The sequence below is a fragment of the Paenibacillus sp. 203 genome (assembly GCF_037027525.1).
In the GTDB taxonomy this organism is placed as follows: Bacteria; Bacillota; Bacilli; order Paenibacillales; family Paenibacillaceae; genus Paenibacillus; species Paenibacillus polymyxa_B.
This window is the reverse complement of the sequence record NZ_JAXCHD010000003.1, coordinates 221,772-241,919: the sequence shown is the minus strand read 5'-3', so window position 1 is coordinate 241,919 and position 20,148 is coordinate 221,772. Positions and strand designations below refer to the sequence as shown.

The window sequence follows — 20,148 nt, the reverse complement described above, 5'->3', positions numbered from 1 at the left end:
CTATTATAAATCATGAGAATTTTCATAGCGTGAAATGATACTACGAATAATATAAATTGCTAAAAATACAAATCACGCTCGCCTGCTTCCAGCCGTTCCAGTCTGTCAAGCGTCAAACGGCGCGTCGATTCACGTGGTATACGCTCCAGATTCTCTCGCAGAGCGGCAGCTCCCAGTTCACGCGCCTCCTCATCCCCATAATCCAGCAGATATTCTTGGAAGGTCAGCAGCGAATTCGGCTGGCACACATTATGAATTTGTCCTGATTTGGCAAGCTCCATGAAACGATCCCCAGTTCGCCCCTCACGGTAGCAAGCTGTGCAGTAGCTCGGCATATATCCGCCACGGCACAAACTTTTAATAATTTCCGATGGTGAGCGATGATCCCCCACCTCAAATTGAGGCTTATCATCAGTTTCCTGTTTTGCATATGCCCCTACGCCTGTAGCTGAACCTGCACTAATCTGCGACACGCCTAAACCAATGACGCGGTCCCTATATTCCGGCTCCTCGCGAGTGGACAGGATCATGCCAGCATAAGGGACAGCCAGTCGAAGAACGGATACAATTTTCATAAAATCCTCATCGTTGACCAGGTACGGATATCGCTCCAGATCTACATTTTCAGCCGGACGCAATCGTGGAACTGAAACCGTATGAGGGCCGCAGCCAAAGGCTTCTTCCAAGTGCTCAGCATGTTTCAGCATCGCGACGGTCTCATAGCGGAAATCATACAAGCCGTACAACACACCGATCCCCACATCATCTATACCCGCACGCATGGCTCTGTCCATTGCGGTGGTGTGCCAATCAAAGTCCCGCTTTGGTCCCTGTAGGTGGAATTTACGATAGCTTTCCCGATGATACGTTTCCTGAAATAAAATATACGTACCAATGCCTACCTCTGCCAGCTTCCGATAGTCCTCCTCGGTTGTGGATGCAATATTCACATTGATCCGCCGTATGCTGCCGTTATCTACCTTGACCTCATAGATCTGACGCAGACAATCGACGATATAGTCAATGGGACAATGGACTGGGTCTTCCCCCGCTTCCAGCACGAGCCGCTTATGTCCCAGTTCTTGAAGCACTCTAACCTCCTCCACCAATTCCTCCGGTGTCAGACGGCTACGAGTAAAGCTGTCATTGGTATGTTTATAACCACAATATTCACAGTTATTCACGCAGTGGTTGCTTACATATAAAGGGGCGAACAGCACAATCCGGTTGCCATAAATTTGTTCTTTGACTGCCCTCGAAGATTTGAACATCTCTTCCAATAATTCAGGATCATCCACATGCAAAAGAGCCGCCGCTTCACTCGCACTCAGTCCCCGGCAGGCTCTCCCCTTTTCTAAAATTTCTAAAATACGGTGTCGATCTGTTGCCTCTTGTTTCCCCTGCTCTACTGCCGCCATAATCTCTGCTTCATTAATAAAATCCGCCGACACTTTCTCTCGTACTCCACTCACGTATACCCATCTCCTTATTTATGGTTACTGCAATGTTTCCGTTATAGCCTCACAAAGTTTCCTGTCTCATAAGCTGTCGTTGCACCCTCAGACTATCGCCGCGCCCCATATCGACTTCAAATCCCGCTCCGCGAATCCGCAGCTCCAGGCAATGTCGACATTGGGCAGACTCATCGCCCAAACATATTTTATTCTCATAAATCGCATACTTAGGTCTCACCGCCAGTGGCGACAAATTGGGCATCACCACATTCGCTCCCGCCTGAAGCGCCTTCTCCCTGCCTTGGGGATGAATCGTTCCCATTGCCGTAGACGCCGGAATAAGTGCATCTGGAACGACCAATCGGGATAACGAAATAATATCGAGTGCCTTTTCCATACTCCCCTGACTGGCATCCCGAAGCGGCGTGTTGCTATGCGGTAAAAAGGGACCAATCCCGATCATATCTGGTGACAGGCTGTGTAGATAGACCAAATCGTCTGCTAATTCACTATTCGTTTGTCCTGGTAACCCCACCATACATCCGGCCCCGATCTGAAAACCGATTCGTTGCAAAGCCAGCAGACGGCTGCGCCTGCTTTCCATCGTCATCGTCGGATGCAGCTTGGCGTACAAATGGGGAGAAGCTGTCTCATGCCGCAGCAAAAAACGGTCCGCGCCAGCCTCGTATAATTGCTCATAAGTTTCATCATCCCGTTCACCGATGGACAGTGTAACCGCCACATCCGCAAAACGGCTTTTAATTTCCCGAATCAATTTCGTCAGCCGGGCTGCAGTAAACCAGTAATCTTCCCCACTTTGCAGCACAAAGGTCCGATAACCGAGTTCATACCCCTCCGCACAACAGGCCAGAATTTCTTCTGGCTGCAAACGGTAACGATCTGCCTTTTTATTCGAAGCGCGCAGCCCACAGTACATGCAGTCCTGACGACATATACTGGAGAATTCAATTAATCCCCGTAAAAAAACACCTTTGCCATAGCGCTCCAATTTGGTGCGAGCTGCCAGGTGTCTCAGTTGAGCCCGCAGCGTCGGCTCATCATCCAGACGTGTCAGCAGCTCCATCATTTCCGTATGCGTCCATTCCTTGCCGTCAGCTAGACGCAGTAATAATTCGTCCGTGACTCATCCCTTCTTCCCTCGTCCATCCGGACTTCACATCATCAGCGGCTTGTACCGTACATGTATTATTCTAGCAATATCGGAGAGGTTGTAACGTGATTAGTTTCACAAAAAATCCCATCTTATAAAAACCAGCTCCAACTTCTGCCCCAAAAAATACACATTTATATCAACACACAAAAAAGCTGTCTCTTCCTCTAATGGAAGAAACAGCCCTTGTCGATGGTTCTGCTTACTACTGAATCAAATCAATCGCCTGCTGGGGTACAAAATAGTCAACGCCGTTAAATACAACTACACCGTTGAGCGTGGTATTTTTACCATTCAGCGTAGCTATATTTTTGTATACTGGAAGCTCCAGCTTGTTACTGCCTTTGGTCACTGTAATGACTTTCGTGTCCGCAGTAAACTTGGCTCCTTTAGCTTCAAAAGCGGCTTTTGCAGGAACAAACAGCTGCTTGCTGACCGTATCCAAATCCAGTCCGAGTACACGTGTCATATATTTATTGACATCTGTATTGTCGATTACACCGGTTGGACGATCTCCGTTCGGCGCGTACGTGTACAACACGACATCGCCTCCTGTATGTCCGCCTGTAGTCCAGCCAATATTTGCACGTTTGCTAATGATCGGTCCAACAGCATAGTTCATGCTGCCTTCTTTGGCATCTTTAATGGTTTTTACTTCTTCGTCTGTCAAATCAGTGATGCCAAAATATGTGGAAAGCACCTCTTTAATATTGCTGCGATCTGCATTCAGCTTGGCTTCCAAGCCTTCACCCGTCAGCTTCGCTTTTTTCAGCGGATCTATAAAAGAAGCTAAAGGTGTTTTATCATAATTGCTAGTTGTATCGCTGCTACCAATCGTCAATCCACCATTTCCGTGGTCTGTCACTGCTACGACGACTGTATTTTGGTTTTGTTTGGCGTAATCCACAGCAACTTTCACTGCATCGTCAAATGAAAGCACGTCACTGATAATTCCGGTTGGATCATTTGCATGGGCGGCCCAATCCACTTTACTGCCTTCTACCATTAAGAAGAAGCCTTTATCGTTTTTGGACAACACATCAATTGCTTTCGATGTCATTTCCGCCAGACTAGGTTCCTTGGATGCATCACGATCCAGGTTATACGCAAGGGCTTCGGGAGAAAAGCTGCCCCAGAGCTTGCTGGAGGTCGATTTTTTCAACCCTTCAGGTGTCGTGACAAAGTCATAACCCTGGTCTTTAATTTGGGCTACCAAATCTTGGCCATCTTTACGCCCTGCTGCCTCCAAAAACTTGCCGCCTCCACCTAACACTACGTCAACCCCGTTGTAGGCTTGCTGCATGCTGAGTGCATCATAATTTTTACGATCAGGATAATGTGCGGTAAAATCAGCTGGTGTCGCATGCATAATCTCGGAAGTCGCAATAATTCCGGTCGATTTTCCTGCCAGCTTGGAAGCCTCAAGAATGGAAGCTACAGGCTTTTTGGCGTCACCCGCTGCAATGGGTTGTTGTCCAGGCATTGTCGCTTCATCAGGAAGGACACCTACATACCCAGTATGTGATTTATGTCCTGTGGCAAAAGCAGTACCCGCTGGAGCAGAATCGGCAATTGGAGCATCCGCAGAATGCGTACGCACCATGCCGCTTGCCATACTGTCTAACGTTAAGGAGGATCCTTTGTACCATCTAGCCAGTGCAGTGGCGTCATTAGCCATACCGTCTGGAATCAAAATAATTACGTTTTTAATCGACGTGTCCTTTTCGACTGCCATCGCCGTCCCACCGCTTACGGCTAGCATCATAGTCGCTACGAGTGCAGCCACCGATTTCTTCGTATGTATCCCCCAACATTTTACCATTCATTTTCCTCCCAGACACTTTTTTGTACAACCAGAACTAAGATTAATCACGTTTTATCAGGAGAATGTTAAATGAATTGCTTATCTGTATTAAAAGACTCTATTTGTATAAAAACGCTCCATCTATATAAAACTTGTGACACATGAGATTCGTTAAGATTGGGAATTTCATTTTATTATTGTATAATCAGTCTATGATGTAATAGGTAAAGCTTATAAGACAAGGGGCGCAAAATTCGATGGAATTCAGACAGCTTCAGTACACCCTGCAAATTGCAGCGGAAAAAAACTTCTCACGCGCAGCAGAAAAACTGCATATAGCTCAGCCCTCTTTGAGCCAACAATTATCCAAACTGGAAAAAGAACTTGGGGTACTTTTATTTCAACGCAACACCAGCACGGTGGAATTAACACATGCAGGAGCAAGCTTTGTAGAAAAGGCAAAAAAAATAGTCGATGCAGTCGAGCAGCTCCGGCAGGAAATGGACGACATTTCTCAACTGCGGAAAGGGAAGGTTGTGGTTGGCAGTATGCCTATCACAGGTTCTCATTTGCTGCCGCATGTGCTGCCTGTATTCAAAAAGGCTCATCCCGACATTGAAATCGTGTTAGTCGAGGATTCATCCATGAATCTGGAGAAAAAAACTGCCAGTGGGGATACAGATCTCAGCCTGCTATCTCTTCCATTAGTTGAACCTACACTTTCCTATGTGCCCATCGGTGAAGAGTGGATTGATCTTGCCGTTCCTCCAGGTCACCCCCTAGCCCTGCGTAAAAACGGAGGCCATCCGCAGCCTGTGCATATGGAAGAACTGAAAGATGAGCCTTTTGTCGTGCTGAAAAAAGGGCAAGGCTTTCGCAAGCTGACGATGGATTTGTGTCATCAAGCTGGCTTTGAACCTAATGTGGTGTTTGAGAGCACTAATATGGAGACGCTCCAATCGCTCGTAGCGACAGGTATGGGAGTGACACTCGTCCCCCGTTTTATCGCCCGGGCCGCCAGCAGCGAGTTTGTTCCAGCATTATTGCCACTCGCCGAACCTACCCCTAGCCGTACCCTGGCCATTGCTTACCGAAACGGACGTTATTTGTCTAAAGCTGCCGAAGCCTTTATTGATACCTTCCGAGAAACGGTCGAGCAACTTTCTCAAAAGTAGCTTCGAATGTGAAAAGGACCGTCTTCCTCCCTAGCCAAAGCCAGAGAAGAAGGCGGTCCCGGGGCTTCACCCCTATACTTTCAATACTTCATTTACTTTACGGGTTCGATTACACTGTTGCGATGTTGCTTCCATTTGTCTTCAACGAACCACATTTCATGTTCATTTGAATTTCATGTCAGCCTCGCCTGATTACTTTACGCTTGCTCGGAAACTCCACTTTATCCATCCCGCATCACTTCTTTCCTTAAGGTCTCTAGCCTTGGTCTCCCAAGAGTGTCCTACCTCAGTTCCAATGTGCTGTGTGATCCCAAAGTGCCTGTCCTCGCCTTTTTGTGATCAGGGTCTCCCTAAATCTGGTGGACTTTTATCCTGATCATAGCCCATTTCATAATTGTTTCCGACAACCTGTCTATTTAAGCCTCTCGGCCGTGACAGGCCATCCCTATTCGCCAGTTCGGATCTACTTTGGTTATCCATCGTTATCAACCTCCTGGTGTCGGGATACTATTATAATACACCTATGGGCTGTATCTGAAACAGATATCGGAAAACTTTTTTATTATCGAGAAGAACCAAATGCTTGCTGTACCTCGGCTTCACTCACTTGTGTTTTAAAGACTAATTTTGAAGGATCTTGAGGTGAATAAATGACCTCTATAATACTTCCCTGCTGCAGTTTGGATAGTTGGGAAGAAAAAACATCCTTTTGCGTGGTTACATTAAATGTATCGCCGTTGTTTTTCGTTACACTCAACCTAAACTGAAGCTTAATTTTGTCTGATGTAAATATTCATAGGCCGTTGGGTCATTTAATTGCTGGTAATATACGGCCTTCATCAAATAAGTCGTCATTTCCACCACAAGCGAATCGTTGCGATCCTCCAGCTGATCCACATAGCTTTCCGTGGCAGGATTAGCCAGCTTGGACAGCTCTGTGAAAATCTTATCCGCTGTAGCCAGCGTACCCTCATCCTCTGCCGCTGCACGCAAGAGGTAGGATGGGTTTACACCTAAACGCCCAGCAATTTGCTCGGCCAGATCCTCTGCCAACGGGTAACGGTCAGCCAGTATATTCGCAAAATGTGCGGGTGTCACCAGCCCGTCTACTAGCTCTTTACGGGACAAGTTTTTCTTTTTACACAAAAAATCAATGCGTTCCTTAAGCATGGAGTATTCCTTTCTGCACTGATTATCGGTCATACAGTGAGGGACGCCGATCTTCAAACACCGGAATACGACCACGCACGTCCTGCACCAAGACAGACTCAATTGTTCCTGTGAGAATCTCCTCCTGCTCTCCGCCCTCAGCAATGATTTCTCCCCATGGATCAATAATAAGCGAATGCCCGAAGAAATCAGTATCTCCGCTACGACCTACCCGGTTACAAGCAATGACATACATCTGATTTTCTATAGCACGTGCGGTCAGCAAGGTACGCCAGTGATGAAGCCGGGGATGAGGCCATTCTGCGGGTACGATCAGCAAATTTGCGCCCGACAGGGCCAAACTGCGGGCTAGTTCAGGAAAACGGATATCATAGCAGATTGACGCACCTGCCTGAATACCACCATCCAGTGCGAATAAAACCTTTTCTTCGCCAGGCTGCAAATATTTTTCTTCATCCATAAGTCGGAATAGATGAATTTTGGAATACGAAGCAACCTCTCTGCCTGTACGGTCAAAAACGAGCATCGTATTATACACATGACCGTCGCTTTTTTTCTCTGCGATCGATCCAGCTACTACGTTCACTTCATGGGTGGAAGCGAATGCTGCTATCCATGCCCGAGTCTCCGTCCCTTCCTTATCCGCCAGCTCATGAATGCGATCCAAGGCATAGCCCGTATTCCACATTTCCGGCAGGACAATCAGATCCGGCTTTAGTTCGACTTTCATCGCTTGTTCCATTAAAGCTTGGATATGACTGCGGTTTTCCGGGGGATTTCCTATCTCTATGTGAGCTTGTATGAGTGCAACACTGAACGGCTGAGTTTCCTGATACGTCAAAATCCTTCATCCTCCTTGTGAGCCGGAGCTTCCCGCGACCCATTATCCGGTATTTTCCCCCATCATAGCCCGATCAGTCTGGATTACGCAACCATGTAAGCTTAATTCCCCCTATACAACTCGGTAAAATCGTGATAGATTATTTCTTAAACTATTCCAAAAGGTCGTGTGTATTGATGACTCATTTTTCTATTCCCTCCGCTGACGTCATGAAACAGTTACCCACTCAATTTTTTGCCACACTTGTACAAAATGTAAACCGTGAAATCGCGGCGGGGCATGATGTCATTAATCTCGGACAAGGGAACCCGGACACCCCCACTCCTTCTCATATTGTAAAAGCTTTGCAGGAATCAGCGGATAACCCGCTGTATCATAAATATTCGCCATTTCGCGGTTACAGCTTTCTCAAGGAAGCCGTTGCCCAGCGCTATCAGGAGGATTACGGTGTGACGCTCAACCCTGAAACCGAGGTCGCCATCCTGTTTGGCGGAAAAACGGGTTTGGTTCAGCTGCCGCAAGTCTTACTCAATCCCGGCGATGTGTGTCTCGTACCTGATCCCGGCTACCCGGACTACTGGTCTGGCGTAGCCTTGGCTAAAGCGGAAATGTCTTTTCTCCCATTAAAGGAGGAGAACCGTTTTCTGCCCGATTATGAAGCCATTTCCGAGGAAGAACGCCGCCGCGCCAAGTTAATGTTCCTTAACTATCCGAATAATCCAACCTCGGCAACGGCGCCACTTTCTTTTTACGAGAATACGGTTGAATTCGCGCAACGTAACGGTATTGTGGTTGCCAGTGATTTCGCCTATGGCGCTATTGGATTTGATGGCGAACGTCCGGTGAGCTTCCTCCAGGCAGAGGGTGCTAAAGACGTGGGGATTGAGTTCTATACCTTGTCCAAAACGTACAATATGGCGGGCTGGCGTGTTGGTTTCGCGCTCGGTAATGCCGAAATCATCTCGATGATTAATCTGTTACAGGATCATATTTATGTAAGCTTGTTTGGCGGCATTCAGGCAGCAGCGGCGACAGCCCTGACGGCCTCGCAGAACTGCGTAGGCGAGCTGGTAGCCCGCTATGAATCACGCCGTAACGCTTTTTATGATGCACTTGGGCAAATAGGCTGGAAGGCGACGCGCCCAAGCGGCTCCTTTTTCAGTTGGCTGCCTGTGCCGCAGGGCTATAGTTCGGCTTCTTTTGCCGATCTGCTGTTGCGGGAAGCCAAGGTGGCTGTGGCTCCAGGGATCGGCTTCGGGAGCGGCGGCGAAGGATATGTGCGAGCGGGGCTGCTGAGCTCAGAAGCTCGACTGACCGAGGCGGCTGATCGAATTGGCAAGCTAAACCTGTTTGGTTAAGCCGTATTTTCCAGCTACAACTTCTTTGCCAAACCTGGTCTTTTCGTGGTATTCTGTATCCAATATCATTTAGCGCGTTGAAGGGATTATTAAGAGAGACTCGGTCCTGTTCAGAGAGTAAATTCCGATAGGCTGCAAGAATTTACCTGGACTCTCTCCCAACTCCTATCCCCGAGCGCCCTGCGCAATCAGGCGGTCCCTGCCGTTAACAGGTTTCAAGTGGGATGATCATGAATCATCAATGAAGGTGGTACCGCGGAAGCACAGACTTTCGTCCTTTGCATACAAAGGATGGAAGTTTTTTTGCATTAAAAAGAGTAAAATTAAGGAAGTGGACGTCTTGTCAACACGAATCGTCATTAAAATCGGTAGCAGCTCTCTGACTGGAGTGGAAGGTGGCTTGAATCGGGAAGCCATTGCTTATTTTGCCCGGGAAATCAGCTTGCTTCGTGCAAAAGGTCATGAAGTGCTGCTGGTTACATCAGGCGCAGTAGCCGCCGGATTCAGGGAGATTGGGTACCCGTTTCGCCCTAAGCTACTGCATGAAAAGCAGGCGGCAGCAGCTGTTGGCCAAGCTCTTCTCATGCAGGCCTATGAGCAGGCTTTTAAAGATTTTGACCTAGTGATCGCGCAGGTTCTGCTAACCCGTAGTGACTTTTTGAGCCGCAAACGGATGAATAATGCCGGAATGACCGTAGAAGAATTGCTGCGCCAGCAGGTTATCCCGATCTTTAACGAAAATGATACTGTATCGATTGACGAATTGAAATTCGGCGATAACGATATGCTGTCCGCGCTGGTTGCCAATCTGGTCAAAGCTCAGCATCTGATTATCATTACGGACACCGATGGCGTATATACGGCAGATCCGCGCAAGCATCCGAATGCCGTACGTTTTGAACGTATCGAAGAAATTACAGAGGAGATTTATGCATTAGCTGGAGGTTCTGGATCGTCTGTAGGTACTGGCGGCATGCGATCCAAGATCGAAGCTGCCAAAGTCGCTACACGCGGCGGTGTACCTGTATATGTGGGACGCGTAAGCGCGAATGGTGATCTAGACGCCGCCGTCGAAGGACACGGACCGGGAACTTATTTTGACACCCACCTCTCTTCACTTCCGATGAAAAAACAGTGGCTTGGATTTATGTCCACCCCTCTGGGCGCGGTGCATGTAGATGAAGGGGCTGAGGAAGCGTTGGTTCACGGAGGACACAGTCTACTTCCGGTTGGCGTACGACGTGTCGAGGGCAGCTTTCATGCCGGAGATGTCGTTGAGGTGCTCGGACCGGAAAATAAAGTGTTAGGACGCGGCATCGTCAATTATGACGATGAACAGCTCCGAAATGTACAAGGATTACCCAGCGGCGAGGTTGTGGGCAAAATTGGTCCCATTCACCGGCTTGAGGTGATCCACAGGGATGAATGGATTACATTATGTATGTAGGGAGGCCGTAACATGAGTGATTTAACGACTAACACAGCTGCAACCGAGGAGAATCAGTTTAGCGAAGTACGAACCAAAGCGAATCTTGCCAAAAAAAGTGCCGGGGTCATGAACCGACTGACTACAGCACAAAAAAACGAAGCATTGCTTGCTATGGCTGAAGCTCTAGTAAACCATACTGAAGAGCTGATTGCAGCAAACCATAATGACCTGAAACGTGGACGGGAACAGGGAACATCGGAATCGCTGCTCGACCGCCTCAAGCTGACCGAGGACCGAATCGGAGCTATTGCCGAAGGATTACGCCAAATTGTGGCACTGCCTGACCCGGTCGGCGACACCCTTGAGCAAATTGAACGTCCAAACGGTCTGCGAATTGAGAAGATACGTGTACCGCTGGGTGTCATCGGCATCATATATGAAGCGCGTCCAAATGTAACCGTGGATGCCGCGGGCCTGTGCTTGAAAACAGGCAATCCGGTTGTGCTACGCGGTGGTTCGGCCGCCCTCTTCTCCAACCGCAAGATTATCGAAGTACTCCAGCAGGCACTAGACGCAACCGCTGTGCCACGCGAGGCACTTCAACTTATTGAAGATTCAGACCGTGCCTCGGTCAACGAAATGCTCACCTTGAACGGCTTGCTGGATGTAATTATTCCACGCGGCGGGCGTTCACTCATTCAAAATGTCGTTCAGAACGCTACCGTACCTGTCATCGAAACCGGAGCTGGTGTATGCCATACCTTTTTGGACGCTACAGCGGATACCGCAATGGCCGAAGCGATTACACTGAATGCCAAGGTGCAAAGACCGTCCGTGTGTAACTCAATGGAAACATTGCTCGTACACTCGGATTATGCAAAAGCACATTTAACAGAATTGGCAGAACGCTTTCGTGATGCGGGGGTTGAGCTACGCGGCTGTGCACGCACACGAGAATTGGCTCCTTGGGCTGTTCCTGCTACAGAAGAGGATTATGGCACCGAGTATAATGATTACATTATGAACGTAAAGGTCGTGGACAATCTGGACGAAGTACTGGAGCATATTGCCCGTTACGGTACGATGCATTCAGAGTGTATTGTCACCGAGGACAAAGCCCATGTCGAGCGTTTTCTGCAAGAAGTGGACGCGGCAGCCGTGTACCACAATGCATCCACTCGCTTCACGGATGGCTTCGAATTTGGGTTTGGTGCCGAGATCGGAATTAGCACACAAAAATTACATGCCCGCGGTCCAATGGGATTGCCTGCCTTGACTTCAACCAAATATCGCGTGTACGGTACTGGACAAATCAGGGAATAATAACTTAAATCAATCTGTATCCTTGGAGGTTATGAATCTATGTGTGAATCACAAACAAAGGTTTTAATTAATGAGCAAATTACATTTTTCGGGGCAGGATCAATGGCAGAGGCTATTATTCGTGGAATGACGGCTCGTTCTGTTGTCAAACCTAGTGGTATTACTGTCATCAACCGCAGTAATCAGGCTCGCCTTGAGGAACTTCAAAAGCAATATGGAGTCTTGTTCCAAACCGAGGATGCCGCCAAAACCGAGCTTCTGCGTCGTTCTCCGGTCATTGTGCTTGCCATGAAGCCCAAGGATGCTGCACAAGCACTTGGACAGCTCGGCCCACTTCTGTCTGATGAGCAGCTGATCATTTCGGTAATCGCCGGATTGTCTATTCGTACGATGCAAACGTTGCTGGGTCGCAAGCAGCCGATCGCACGGACGATGCCCAATACATCCAGCTCAATTGGGCTGGGAGCCACAGGTATTAGCTTTTCCAAGGAGATCAGCGAAAACCAGCGTAAAAACGTGCTTACAATGTTCGAATCTGTAGGTACGGTAACGGTTATAGAAGAAGAGAAAATGGATGTTTTGACCGGGATATCTGGAAGCGGCCCTGCGTATGTCTACTACCTGATGGAAGCCATGATTGCCGGAGGAATCCGTGGTGGCTTGACCCCTGAGCAAGCGCACGAACTAACGGTGCAAACCGCGCTTGGAGCGGCACGTATGGTGCAGCAAACCGGAGAGGAGCCTTCTGCCCTTCGCCACAAAATTATGTCTCCTAATGGCTCTACGGTAGCTGCATTGGAAATGCTGGACAAAGGTGACTTCTACGAAACGGTGATTGCGGCGGTGCAGCGGTGCGCTGAACGATCCCGCGAGATGGGAGCTGTACTCAAGGAGGGAATTGAATGAGCTATTGCTTGGCGACCTACCGGGTATACGATGACAAAGCCGATTTTAACCAAAAGGCCCAATCTATTGCCATCGGCATGACGGTGGGCAGCTGGACTGAGCTCCCGCAAGCCAAACGGGACGCGATGCAAAAGCATCTTGGCTCGGTTCATTCTGTGGATATTCACGATGGAGGTCCCGGTGAACGGTACGCGGACCTGACCATCGCTTACCCGGATGTCAACTTCAGCCGAGACATTCCCGCTCTGCTGGTCACGGTCTTCGGCAAAATTTCGATGGACGGCCGAATTAAGCTAACGAAGCTGGGTTTCTCGGAAGCATTCCGCTCTGCTTTTCCAGGACCGAAATTCGGTATCAGCGGCTTGCGCGAGCAGCTTGGCGTGTATGATCGCCCCCTGCTCATGAGCATTTTCAAATCTGTAATTGGCCTCAATTTGGACGAACTTCGTGAACAGTTTACCCGGCAGGCTCTCGGTGGTGTTGATCTGATCAAGGACGACGAGATCTTATTTGAAAACGCGCTGACGTCGATTGAAAAACGTGTCGAAGCCTGCATCAAAGCCGCCGAAGCGGCTAAGCGTGAAACCGGTAAAAAGCTGCTGTATGCCGCTAATTTAACGGGACCGACCTCGCAGCTTAAGACACAAGCTCTCAAGGCCATTGATGCGGGTGCCAACGCGTTACTGTTTAACGTGTTGGCCTACGGTTACGATGTGCTGCATGAACTTAGCAGCGATCCCGCCGTCTCGGTGCCGATTGCAGCCCATCCTTCGTTAGCGGGTGCTGTTTATCCATCGCCACATTATGGTATATCGGCCTCCGTCCTGCTCGGTCAGCTTATGCGGCTGGCTGGCGCTGACCTCGTCCTCTTCCCTTCTCCCTACGGCTCAGTGACGATGCCGCGTGACGAAAACATGGCAATCCGCGATGAGCTGATCAACCCTGATCTACCGCTGAAGGCCAGCATGCCTGTCCCTTCCGCAGGGATTCACCCGGGCCTCGTGCCGATCATTGTACGTGATTTTGGTACTGACGTTGTTGTCAACGCTGGGGGCGGCATTCACGGACATCCGCTGGGTACAGAAGCTGGTGGGCGCGCCTTTGTGCAGGCGATTGAAGCGGTACAGCAGAATGTCCCCCTGGCAGAATATGCCCGTACTCACCCCGAGCTACAATCTGCGCTCGACACATGGGGAGGCGAACGATGAGCATAGCAAAGAAGCCCGTCATTTTTTGCGATTTTGACGGGACAATTACGAACAGCGACAATATTGTCGCCATTATGAAGCATTTTCAGCCTACAGGCTGTGAGCCCATCATGTATCAGATCGTAAATGGGCATACATCCATTCGTGAAGGCGTAGGTGCGATGTTCGCCCTGATGCCTTCGGAGCAAAAGGACGAAATTATCTCATATGTACTTGGACAAGCTGGTATACGCGAGGGCTTTGCACGCTTTTTGGACTATGTACGAGAGCAGCAGATTCAATTTTTCGTCACCAGTGGCGGCATTGATTTTTTTATTGATCCATTGCTAAAACCCTTTGACATTCCACACGACCACATCTATTGCAACGAAGCGGATTTTTCCGGGGAGCGCATCCAGATTACGTGGCCGCATCCATGTGAGGAACCGTGTACAAATGATTGTGGCATGTGTAAAACGACTGTGATTCGTCAATATCCTTCCGAACAATACGAACGGATTTTGATCGGCGACAGCCTAACCGATTTTGAAGGAGCTAAAATTGCCGATCTTGTGTACTCCCGTTCGCATCTGACTTTAAAGTGTCAAGAGCTTGGCGTACCACATGTACCCTTTGAAACATTTGATGACATTATCGAGGATTTAAAGCAAAAACAGGAGCAAGGGGTGCTGTAAATGAGTTTTAACTTGGCAGACATTTCATTGGAAGAAAAACGCCGTACACTGGAAGAACTCGCTGATGTCAAAGAACTATTCGCATCTCGCAACTGGTTCCCAGGCACGAGCGGCAATTTGTCGATCCGAATCGGTGACTTTCATCCCGAACAATTTTATTTTGCAGTGACCGCCAGCGGTAAGGATAAAACCAAGCGTACTCCGGAAGATTTTCTGTTCGTAGACCAGTACGGAAAAGCGGCAGAAGCGACAAACCTCAAGCCAAGCGCAGAGACGCTTATACATTGCGAAATTTATCGCCTGACAGGCTGCGGAGCCGTTTTTCATGTGCATACCGTGTTTAATAATCTGATTTCCGAATATTACGGTGAGCAAGGCGCTGTACCTATCCAAGGTATTGAGCTGATCAAGGCTTTTAACATTTGGGACGAAAATGCTGCGATTGATATTCCTGTGCTGCCTAATTACGCAGATATTGCCTCGATTGCCAAGCTGGTGCCCGGTGTGCTGAATGATCAGGTGCCTGGAATTTTATTGCGTAACCACGGCATTTATGCGTGGGGCCGTGATGTATTTGAGGCTAAAAAGCATTTGGAGGCGTTTGAATTTTTGTTTGAAACAACCTATCGCTCCCTGCTACTGAAAACTTTGAAGTAAATAAACTCATAAATATCAAAGATGCTTATCATTATTTGTAAAAGTGGCCATTGAATATCGAGAACGGAGCCTAAGCGATAGCACAGGAACGTTCTCTTTTTTATAATTAGGGTATTCTATTCTACTAGCCACATAAAATCTTAGGCATGCTGTAAAAAAACGCCCCCTATTGGGGACGCTCCAGCGTGAATTGCTCTCCTAGCTTCGCATAGTTGTTCCCAGCCAACCGACTTACTGGACGCAACTCCTTAGCAATCACATACGTATTTTGGTATGCTTCCTCGGCCAAATGATACTGCACTACGCGTCCGATTAACAGATCACAGGCAGGTGAGTCCTCCTTGCCTCCCAACGGTATAACTTGTTCCAGAATACATTCCATGCGTATTTTCGCTTCTGCCACACCGGGAACTTCGATTTTTGTACTTTTGACTGGGGTAAGGCCTGCCAGTGCAACCTCACTCTCCTGCGGCAACAGACGGGAAGCCGTCACATTCACCGCTCCCACATTGTCCTCGTCTGTGATATGTACGACAAATGCCTTATGCTCCATCGCATTACGTGCTGTATCTTTGGATACTCCATCGACACGTTGTACGGATACAGACAGCAGTGGCGGTTCAGAGGCTACGATGGAAAAATAACTGAATGGCGCACCATTCAGCACCCCTTCGCTGCTCAAAGTCGTTACAAAGGCTACGGGCCTTGGGATAATACTTCCGGTCAACAGCTTATAATTTTCACGCCCTGTAAGCGTATCAGGATTCAACGAAATCATTATTCTCCCTCATTTCCGATCACAATCGCCATTCGACTGCACATCATCAAGTTTCGCCTGATAAGCAAATACACCATTAGCTAGCAACATGGATGACATCTCAGGCTTCCCTTTCAGTATCGCGTGAATGATACGAAATGTAAAGTTGGGGCCGGAGATATCCCTATTTTTCAATTATATTTCCTCGGCTATCGCGCACAGTAACCGTAATTCCCTCAGGTACAGCAATCGTAACATCAAGCTGCTGCTGAGTCTGCATAAAACGTGTCGGAATTTGACCCAGTAATACATACAATGTATCGCCGATTTGCTTGGTCTGGTATAAATCTTGTCCTTTTATTTCATCCTCTTTACCTGTGTATACATAACTTCCGAACACATGCACCTCCGGTGAGGTGGTTGCGTCAATTTTGACCGCATAAGGATCTTCTCCCTGTACAATCACCTTGGTCACTTCGGCAGGCAGTTTTTCATGCCAGTCTGGGAGAACCCTTGTTTCCTGAACCGAACTCATTATTTCTCTGACTTGCGGAGTGATCCCAAATGAACTGACCAAGGCAAATCCGATACAGCAAAAAACCAATACCGCCGTAATAAACATACTGAATAAATCATAACGAATGCGCTCACGCGTCCCTTTCCAAGCAGTATACATTAAAATTTCCAATCCCAGCAAAACAAAAACGACAGGCCACCAGGTTAACGCCTGGTCCAGAATGCCCGCTCCCCAAAACTTGGAGGCAAACGTTACGCCCCCCAGCAGAACAAGGAAAAGTCCCATTGACAGCCTTCCAACTTTCCACACCCCTGCCGGAGTGTTTGACGCTTTAGAGGAGCTATTTTTGTTAGATGATGTACCCAATATACCTGTGGCACCTCCTCCATCGCTATGAGGATGATGGACTCCCTTTAAGGGAGCCTCACTCTTTGAAAATTCAGTATCCATTCTATTGCTTCTCCTTTACTCGTTTAGATTTGGAATTCCCAATCATCATCCAAATACCACCGCCGATCAACAATAAGGATACGATAATCGTCCGTAGATACATGTCAACCAAATTATAAATCTCTCTGTTTGGAAACAGACGATCCAGAGTGGGAACTAGTACGTTGATTAAGATGTAATAGGCGCCCAGCAATAGTAACCCCAAGCCTACCCAGCGGTGATATTGTGCAAACATACCGATCACAGGTTTGTCGATCAGCGGCTCCCGTCCATAACGGCTTACTTGCTGCAATGCATCAAAAAAACTGTAAAACCAAACCACCGGAAGCAGGAACAAAAAGAGTGAAAGATGCAGCACGTCCAGTACATAGATGCCTCCTAAAAACAAAAGCATGAGTTGGAGTCCACGCTTTTGCAAACCTATATACATATGTCCGGCACCGGGAAATACCGATAAAATGGTAGCCAGCATTTTACTTCGGCGTCCCTCGATTCTTCCATGCTCCAGTTCCTCAAACAAAGTCCGGTCCTGAAGAATTTCTCCAGCTTGTTTGCGATGTACATGCTGCACCGCATCAAACATGCAATACAGCCAAATAATCGGCAACACGCCCGCAAAGGCCAAAAATCCGGATTCGTTAGTAATGCTAGTAATAAAGATAAGAATCGCACCAAAGCCAAAGAAGGACAGTAAAAAAGACAAACCACGCTGCATTAGCCCCAAATGAAGGTGTCCCAATCCAGGAATGAACGACAGCAAAATCGTAAAAAAGCGTTCATTCTCCGATCCTCTTTGAAAAGCAGGTGATCCTGCCATACCATAGTGTCCTTGTTGATAATGGTTATTATAGCCCGGGCCATATCCCATTCCTGCTCCCGGTACATCCGTATCTGTGTGTGTTGCCCCCTCCGGTACCTCCCCTGTTAAACCAGCCTGTCTATAAGGTCCATTTTGCGAGTAAAAATCATATGGATTGAGCCCTGCATGGGGGGGGTATGGAGCAGCGACTGCACGAGGATCATAACGCAACAAGCTAATCATGATATGTAGCATGCTGAGTCCCCAAAAAAGGGCGGCAACAAACATACCGAATAATAAAGGCGATTCGTCTCTTACTACGAATGCAAGAAATAATCCTCCTGCCAAACATCCGAAAAACAAAATGGTGTATACAAACACATTGGCTTTTCGTGTCCAATAATAGTGTCCCACACCGGGAATAATGTTCAATAGAAATGCCAAGAGCTTGCTTCTTTCCGTATAAGGCATCGCTACACTTCCTTTCTATTTATGGGGATTTTGATAAAGTTTCCAATTGAAGGTTGTTATTTTTGAGTTTTTCATCTCAGCCTTTATCCGATGATTTAGGGCTTTAATTTATCGAGCCAGGTTGTTGTAGCTCGCATGACCTCTTCACTGTAAGAAACGCGTTCTTTTGGAGGAATCGGCTTTCCGTCTGTTTGCGGCATCATTTTGTCAAAGGCTCCACTGGACAACAAGATCAACGTTAGGCTTGCGGCGACAACATAATGAAACACAGGTTTTTCAAACCAGCGGCGTTTTTTGAACATAACTTGACTCGGTTCAGCTTCTATCTCGGGAAGAACGGCCATTACCTGATCTGTGAAGCGCTCCGTATCCATCCAGGCAGAATAATCTTTTAAAGTTGACTCCAGTTGCTCCAGTGCAACAAGATATAACATCAGCGCCTGTTCGTCTTCCAGCAGTAGCTTTTCCAGCCGGGCAGATTCTTCTATCGTGCAAGTTCCTGCAATGTAAGCATGCCAGTCATTCGATTTCCCTTCAATCCACGGTTTATCTTGTTGGTCAGTCATTGCCATTCCTCCTCCTTCCAGTGATTTCGAATCCATAGCCGCGCCCGATAGAGTCTCGACTCTACTGTTTTTAAAGCTACCTGCGTCTCTTCTGCAATTTGATCGTAAGTTTTGCCCTGCATATAATAGGCTTGAATAATATCCCGATGTTGCTGGGGCAACTGGGCAATTTTTTGCGATAGTTCTACAGTTTGCTCCTCGCGAATGAGACGGGCCAGCACATCCTCATCCCGGGAAGGGAGCTGTACAAGGGATTGTGCCACGTCTATAAGCTCTGCGGGTCGTCTGTCCTGTTTGCGCTTAATATCCAGCGCTTTGTGGAGCGCAATTCGGCTCAGCCACGTTTTAAATCCTTCGTTCCGGTACTGGGGGAGAGACTTGTACACCTGAACGAACGCCTCCTGCGCGGCATCTTCGGCTTCCTTGCTGTCATGCAGTACCGAATAGGCGATATGAAATACATGCTTGCTGTACAGCTCTACGATCTCACGGAACGCCTGCCGGTCACCGGACCGTATTCGTTCAATGATTCTCTCTATATCAATGACGCTCTCCCCCTTCCCAATACTATAGACGCCAGGAAATTTCCTTCCCCTGCATATTTCGAAAAAAATATTTAAAAAAGGACACACCCTCCTGACGGAATGGTGTGTCCTCTATCATTAAAGCCTATTTAGACCGATATATCAATTGCGTCCGCCACCACGGAATCGCTGGGCGTATTCTTTGGCATCCTGTGCATTACGAACACGGTTTCGGCTCCACTCCAGCAAAATACGGTCTATATACCGGAAATGTACCTTCCCTGCAAATACCGCTTCCTTCAAAGCCAGCAAAATCAGCTCCTCGGGATACCGATCCTGATCCACCCAGCTAGTGATCGTCTCGTATTCCATCGGTGACAATGGGCGCCCGAATTCTTTCTCAAAAATCGTGAACAAATTGCGTTCTTCTGTAAGCGGGGATTCTGATATTCCATTCAGTAAATCCGGCTTTCCGGCAAACAAAATGTCATCTTCATCGTGCTGCTCATTACGCTCAGCGATCATACATTCTGCCAACTTACGGTACAGCCCCGTCAAATTGTAACGTTCGAATTGTACGGATGAGCTGCGGTCTTCTACGGAATCGATTCTCAAAAATCCTTCTTTCATGAGCTTACTGAAATAGAGTGCGATTTCGTTCGCAGTGCATCCGATACGTGACTGCAATTGTTCCCATGTCGGAAATTCATTACGTTCCGCTTGTTTAAAGGCAAGCAACTGCATCAGTAGCAGCATTTCACCATCCGTCAGCCGAAGTGTCCGATAATGCTTGAGCAGGGCGTAGGGAATCTGGACCATTCCGGCTTCCATAGCAAAGGCTACTCCCTCCGCCCATTCTGCCGCTGATGTCTTGTCGAATGATCCGGTCATCGG

Annotated in this window: 19 protein-coding genes and 1 pseudogene; 8 read left to right on the top strand and 12 right to left on the bottom strand. The window is 48.0% G+C overall.

Translation table 11 applies throughout. The annotated features are described in order from the left end of the window. Positions 1 to 59: 59 nt before the first annotated feature. The 3 genes from hydG to WA407_RS07540 all read right to left on the bottom strand — a co-directional run bounded on the left by hydG (position 60) and on the right by WA407_RS07540 (position 4,447). Positions 60 to 1,472: a [FeFe] hydrogenase H-cluster radical SAM maturase HydG gene (gene hydG / locus WA407_RS07550; RefSeq protein ID WP_013310651.1), complete on the bottom strand. Its 1,413-nt coding sequence runs from the start codon at positions 1,470 to 1,472 to the stop codon at positions 60 to 62. A gap of 49 nt (positions 1,473 to 1,521) precedes the next feature. Next, the gene (gene hydE, locus WA407_RS07545) at positions 1,522 to 2,580 is read right to left on the bottom strand and encodes a [FeFe] hydrogenase H-cluster radical SAM maturase HydE (RefSeq protein WP_336077208.1); all 1,059 of its coding nucleotides are present in this window, start codon (positions 2,578 to 2,580) and stop codon (positions 1,522 to 1,524) included. Positions 2,581 to 2,830: 250 nt separating this feature from the next. Continuing rightward, entirely contained in the window at positions 2,831 to 4,447 is a 1,617-nt protein-coding gene (locus WA407_RS07540; protein WP_336077064.1) for an alkaline phosphatase, read from the bottom strand. Between the two features lie 239 nt (positions 4,448 to 4,686). Here WA407_RS07540 and WA407_RS07535 point away from each other — a divergent pair, with 239 nt between their 5' ends. Beyond that, positions 4,687 to 5,604, top strand: a complete 918-nt coding sequence (locus WA407_RS07535) for a LysR family transcriptional regulator (RefSeq protein WP_165177151.1) — start codon at positions 4,687 to 4,689, stop codon at positions 5,602 to 5,604. A 339-nt stretch (positions 5,605 to 5,943) separates the two neighbouring features. Here WA407_RS07535 and WA407_RS07530 read toward each other — a convergent pair whose 3' ends face one another. From WA407_RS07530 to WA407_RS07520, 3 genes and pseudogenes are all read right to left on the bottom strand, one after another. Beyond that, positions 5,944 to 6,084 carry a hypothetical protein gene (locus tag WA407_RS07530; RefSeq protein ID WP_023989112.1) on the bottom strand — a complete coding sequence of 47 codons (141 nt, stop codon included), beginning with the start codon at positions 6,082 to 6,084 and terminating at the stop codon, positions 5,944 to 5,946. Between the two features lie 279 nt (positions 6,085 to 6,363). Next, a pseudogene (locus WA407_RS07525) lies at positions 6,364 to 6,774 on the bottom strand (helix-turn-helix domain-containing protein); the annotation flags it as partial. 22 nt (positions 6,775 to 6,796) lie between these two features. Continuing rightward, positions 6,797 to 7,615 carry a carbon-nitrogen family hydrolase gene (locus WA407_RS07520; protein WP_336077063.1) on the bottom strand — a complete coding sequence of 273 codons (819 nt, stop codon included), beginning with the start codon at positions 7,613 to 7,615 and terminating at the stop codon, positions 6,797 to 6,799. A 176-nt stretch (positions 7,616 to 7,791) separates the two neighbouring features. Between WA407_RS07520 and WA407_RS07515 the strand changes: the two genes are divergently transcribed. The 7 genes from WA407_RS07515 to WA407_RS07485 all read left to right on the top strand — a co-directional run bounded on the left by WA407_RS07515 (position 7,792) and on the right by WA407_RS07485 (position 15,170). After that, on the top strand, positions 7,792 to 8,973 hold the full coding sequence (locus tag WA407_RS07515) for a pyridoxal phosphate-dependent aminotransferase (protein WP_336077062.1): 1,182 nt from the start codon (positions 7,792 to 7,794) through the stop codon (positions 8,971 to 8,973). 241 nt (positions 8,974 to 9,214) lie between these two features. Beyond that, complete coding sequence (proB, locus tag WA407_RS07510) at positions 9,215 to 10,420, top strand: glutamate 5-kinase (RefSeq protein WP_254328435.1); 1,206 nt, start codon at positions 9,215 to 9,217, stop codon at positions 10,418 to 10,420. A 12-nt stretch (positions 10,421 to 10,432) separates the two neighbouring features. Next, positions 10,433 to 11,725, top strand: a complete 1,293-nt coding sequence (locus tag WA407_RS07505; RefSeq protein WP_069289800.1) for a glutamate-5-semialdehyde dehydrogenase — start codon at positions 10,433 to 10,435, stop codon at positions 11,723 to 11,725. 39 nt (positions 11,726 to 11,764) lie between these two features. Further along, on the top strand, positions 11,765 to 12,631 hold the full coding sequence (gene proC, locus WA407_RS07500; RefSeq protein ID WP_028540660.1) for a pyrroline-5-carboxylate reductase: 867 nt from the start codon (positions 11,765 to 11,767) through the stop codon (positions 12,629 to 12,631). Next, positions 12,628 to 13,839 (top strand): 2,3-diketo-5-methylthiopentyl-1-phosphate enolase, encoded by a 1,212-nt coding sequence (locus WA407_RS07495; RefSeq protein WP_336077061.1) that lies wholly within the window; start codon positions 12,628 to 12,630, stop codon positions 13,837 to 13,839. Before proC ends, WA407_RS07495 begins: the two co-directional genes overlap by 4 nt. After that, on the top strand, positions 13,836 to 14,513 hold the full coding sequence (locus tag WA407_RS07490; protein ID WP_336077060.1) for a 2-hydroxy-3-keto-5-methylthiopentenyl-1-phosphate phosphatase: 678 nt from the start codon (positions 13,836 to 13,838) through the stop codon (positions 14,511 to 14,513). Before WA407_RS07495 ends, WA407_RS07490 begins: the two co-directional genes overlap by 4 nt. Continuing rightward, the gene (locus tag WA407_RS07485; protein ID WP_235309610.1) at positions 14,514 to 15,170 is read left to right on the top strand and encodes a methylthioribulose 1-phosphate dehydratase; all 657 of its coding nucleotides are present in this window, start codon (positions 14,514 to 14,516) and stop codon (positions 15,168 to 15,170) included. 166 nt (positions 15,171 to 15,336) lie between these two features. Here WA407_RS07485 and WA407_RS07480 read toward each other — a convergent pair whose 3' ends face one another. The 6 genes from WA407_RS07480 to WA407_RS07455 form a co-directional block, all read right to left on the bottom strand. Further along, positions 15,337 to 15,948 carry a flavin reductase family protein gene (locus WA407_RS07480; protein ID WP_336077059.1) on the bottom strand — a complete coding sequence of 204 codons (612 nt, stop codon included), beginning with the start codon at positions 15,946 to 15,948 and terminating at the stop codon, positions 15,337 to 15,339. 163 nt (positions 15,949 to 16,111) lie between these two features. After that, complete coding sequence (locus tag WA407_RS07475) at positions 16,112 to 16,894, bottom strand: hypothetical protein (RefSeq protein WP_235309608.1); 783 nt, start codon at positions 16,892 to 16,894, stop codon at positions 16,112 to 16,114. Between the two features lies 1 nt (position 16,895). Continuing rightward, positions 16,896 to 18,164: a multi-tm2 domain protein gene (locus WA407_RS07470; RefSeq protein WP_336077058.1), complete on the bottom strand. Its 1,269-nt coding sequence runs from the start codon at positions 18,162 to 18,164 to the stop codon at positions 16,896 to 16,898. A 95-nt stretch (positions 18,165 to 18,259) separates the two neighbouring features. Next, a complete protein-coding gene (locus WA407_RS07465; RefSeq protein ID WP_061829178.1) occupies positions 18,260 to 18,730 on the bottom strand; it encodes a hypothetical protein in 471 nt (156 codons plus the stop codon). Then, positions 18,727 to 19,362: an RNA polymerase sigma factor gene (locus tag WA407_RS07460; protein WP_069289807.1), complete on the bottom strand. Its 636-nt coding sequence runs from the start codon at positions 19,360 to 19,362 to the stop codon at positions 18,727 to 18,729. The genes WA407_RS07465 and WA407_RS07460 overlap by 4 nt, the downstream gene beginning before the upstream one ends. Positions 19,363 to 19,416: 54 nt before the next feature. Then, positions 19,417 to 20,145, bottom strand: a complete 729-nt coding sequence (locus tag WA407_RS07455) for a DnaD domain-containing protein (protein WP_069289808.1) — start codon at positions 20,143 to 20,145, stop codon at positions 19,417 to 19,419. Between the last annotated feature and the right edge of the window lie 3 nt (positions 20,146 to 20,148).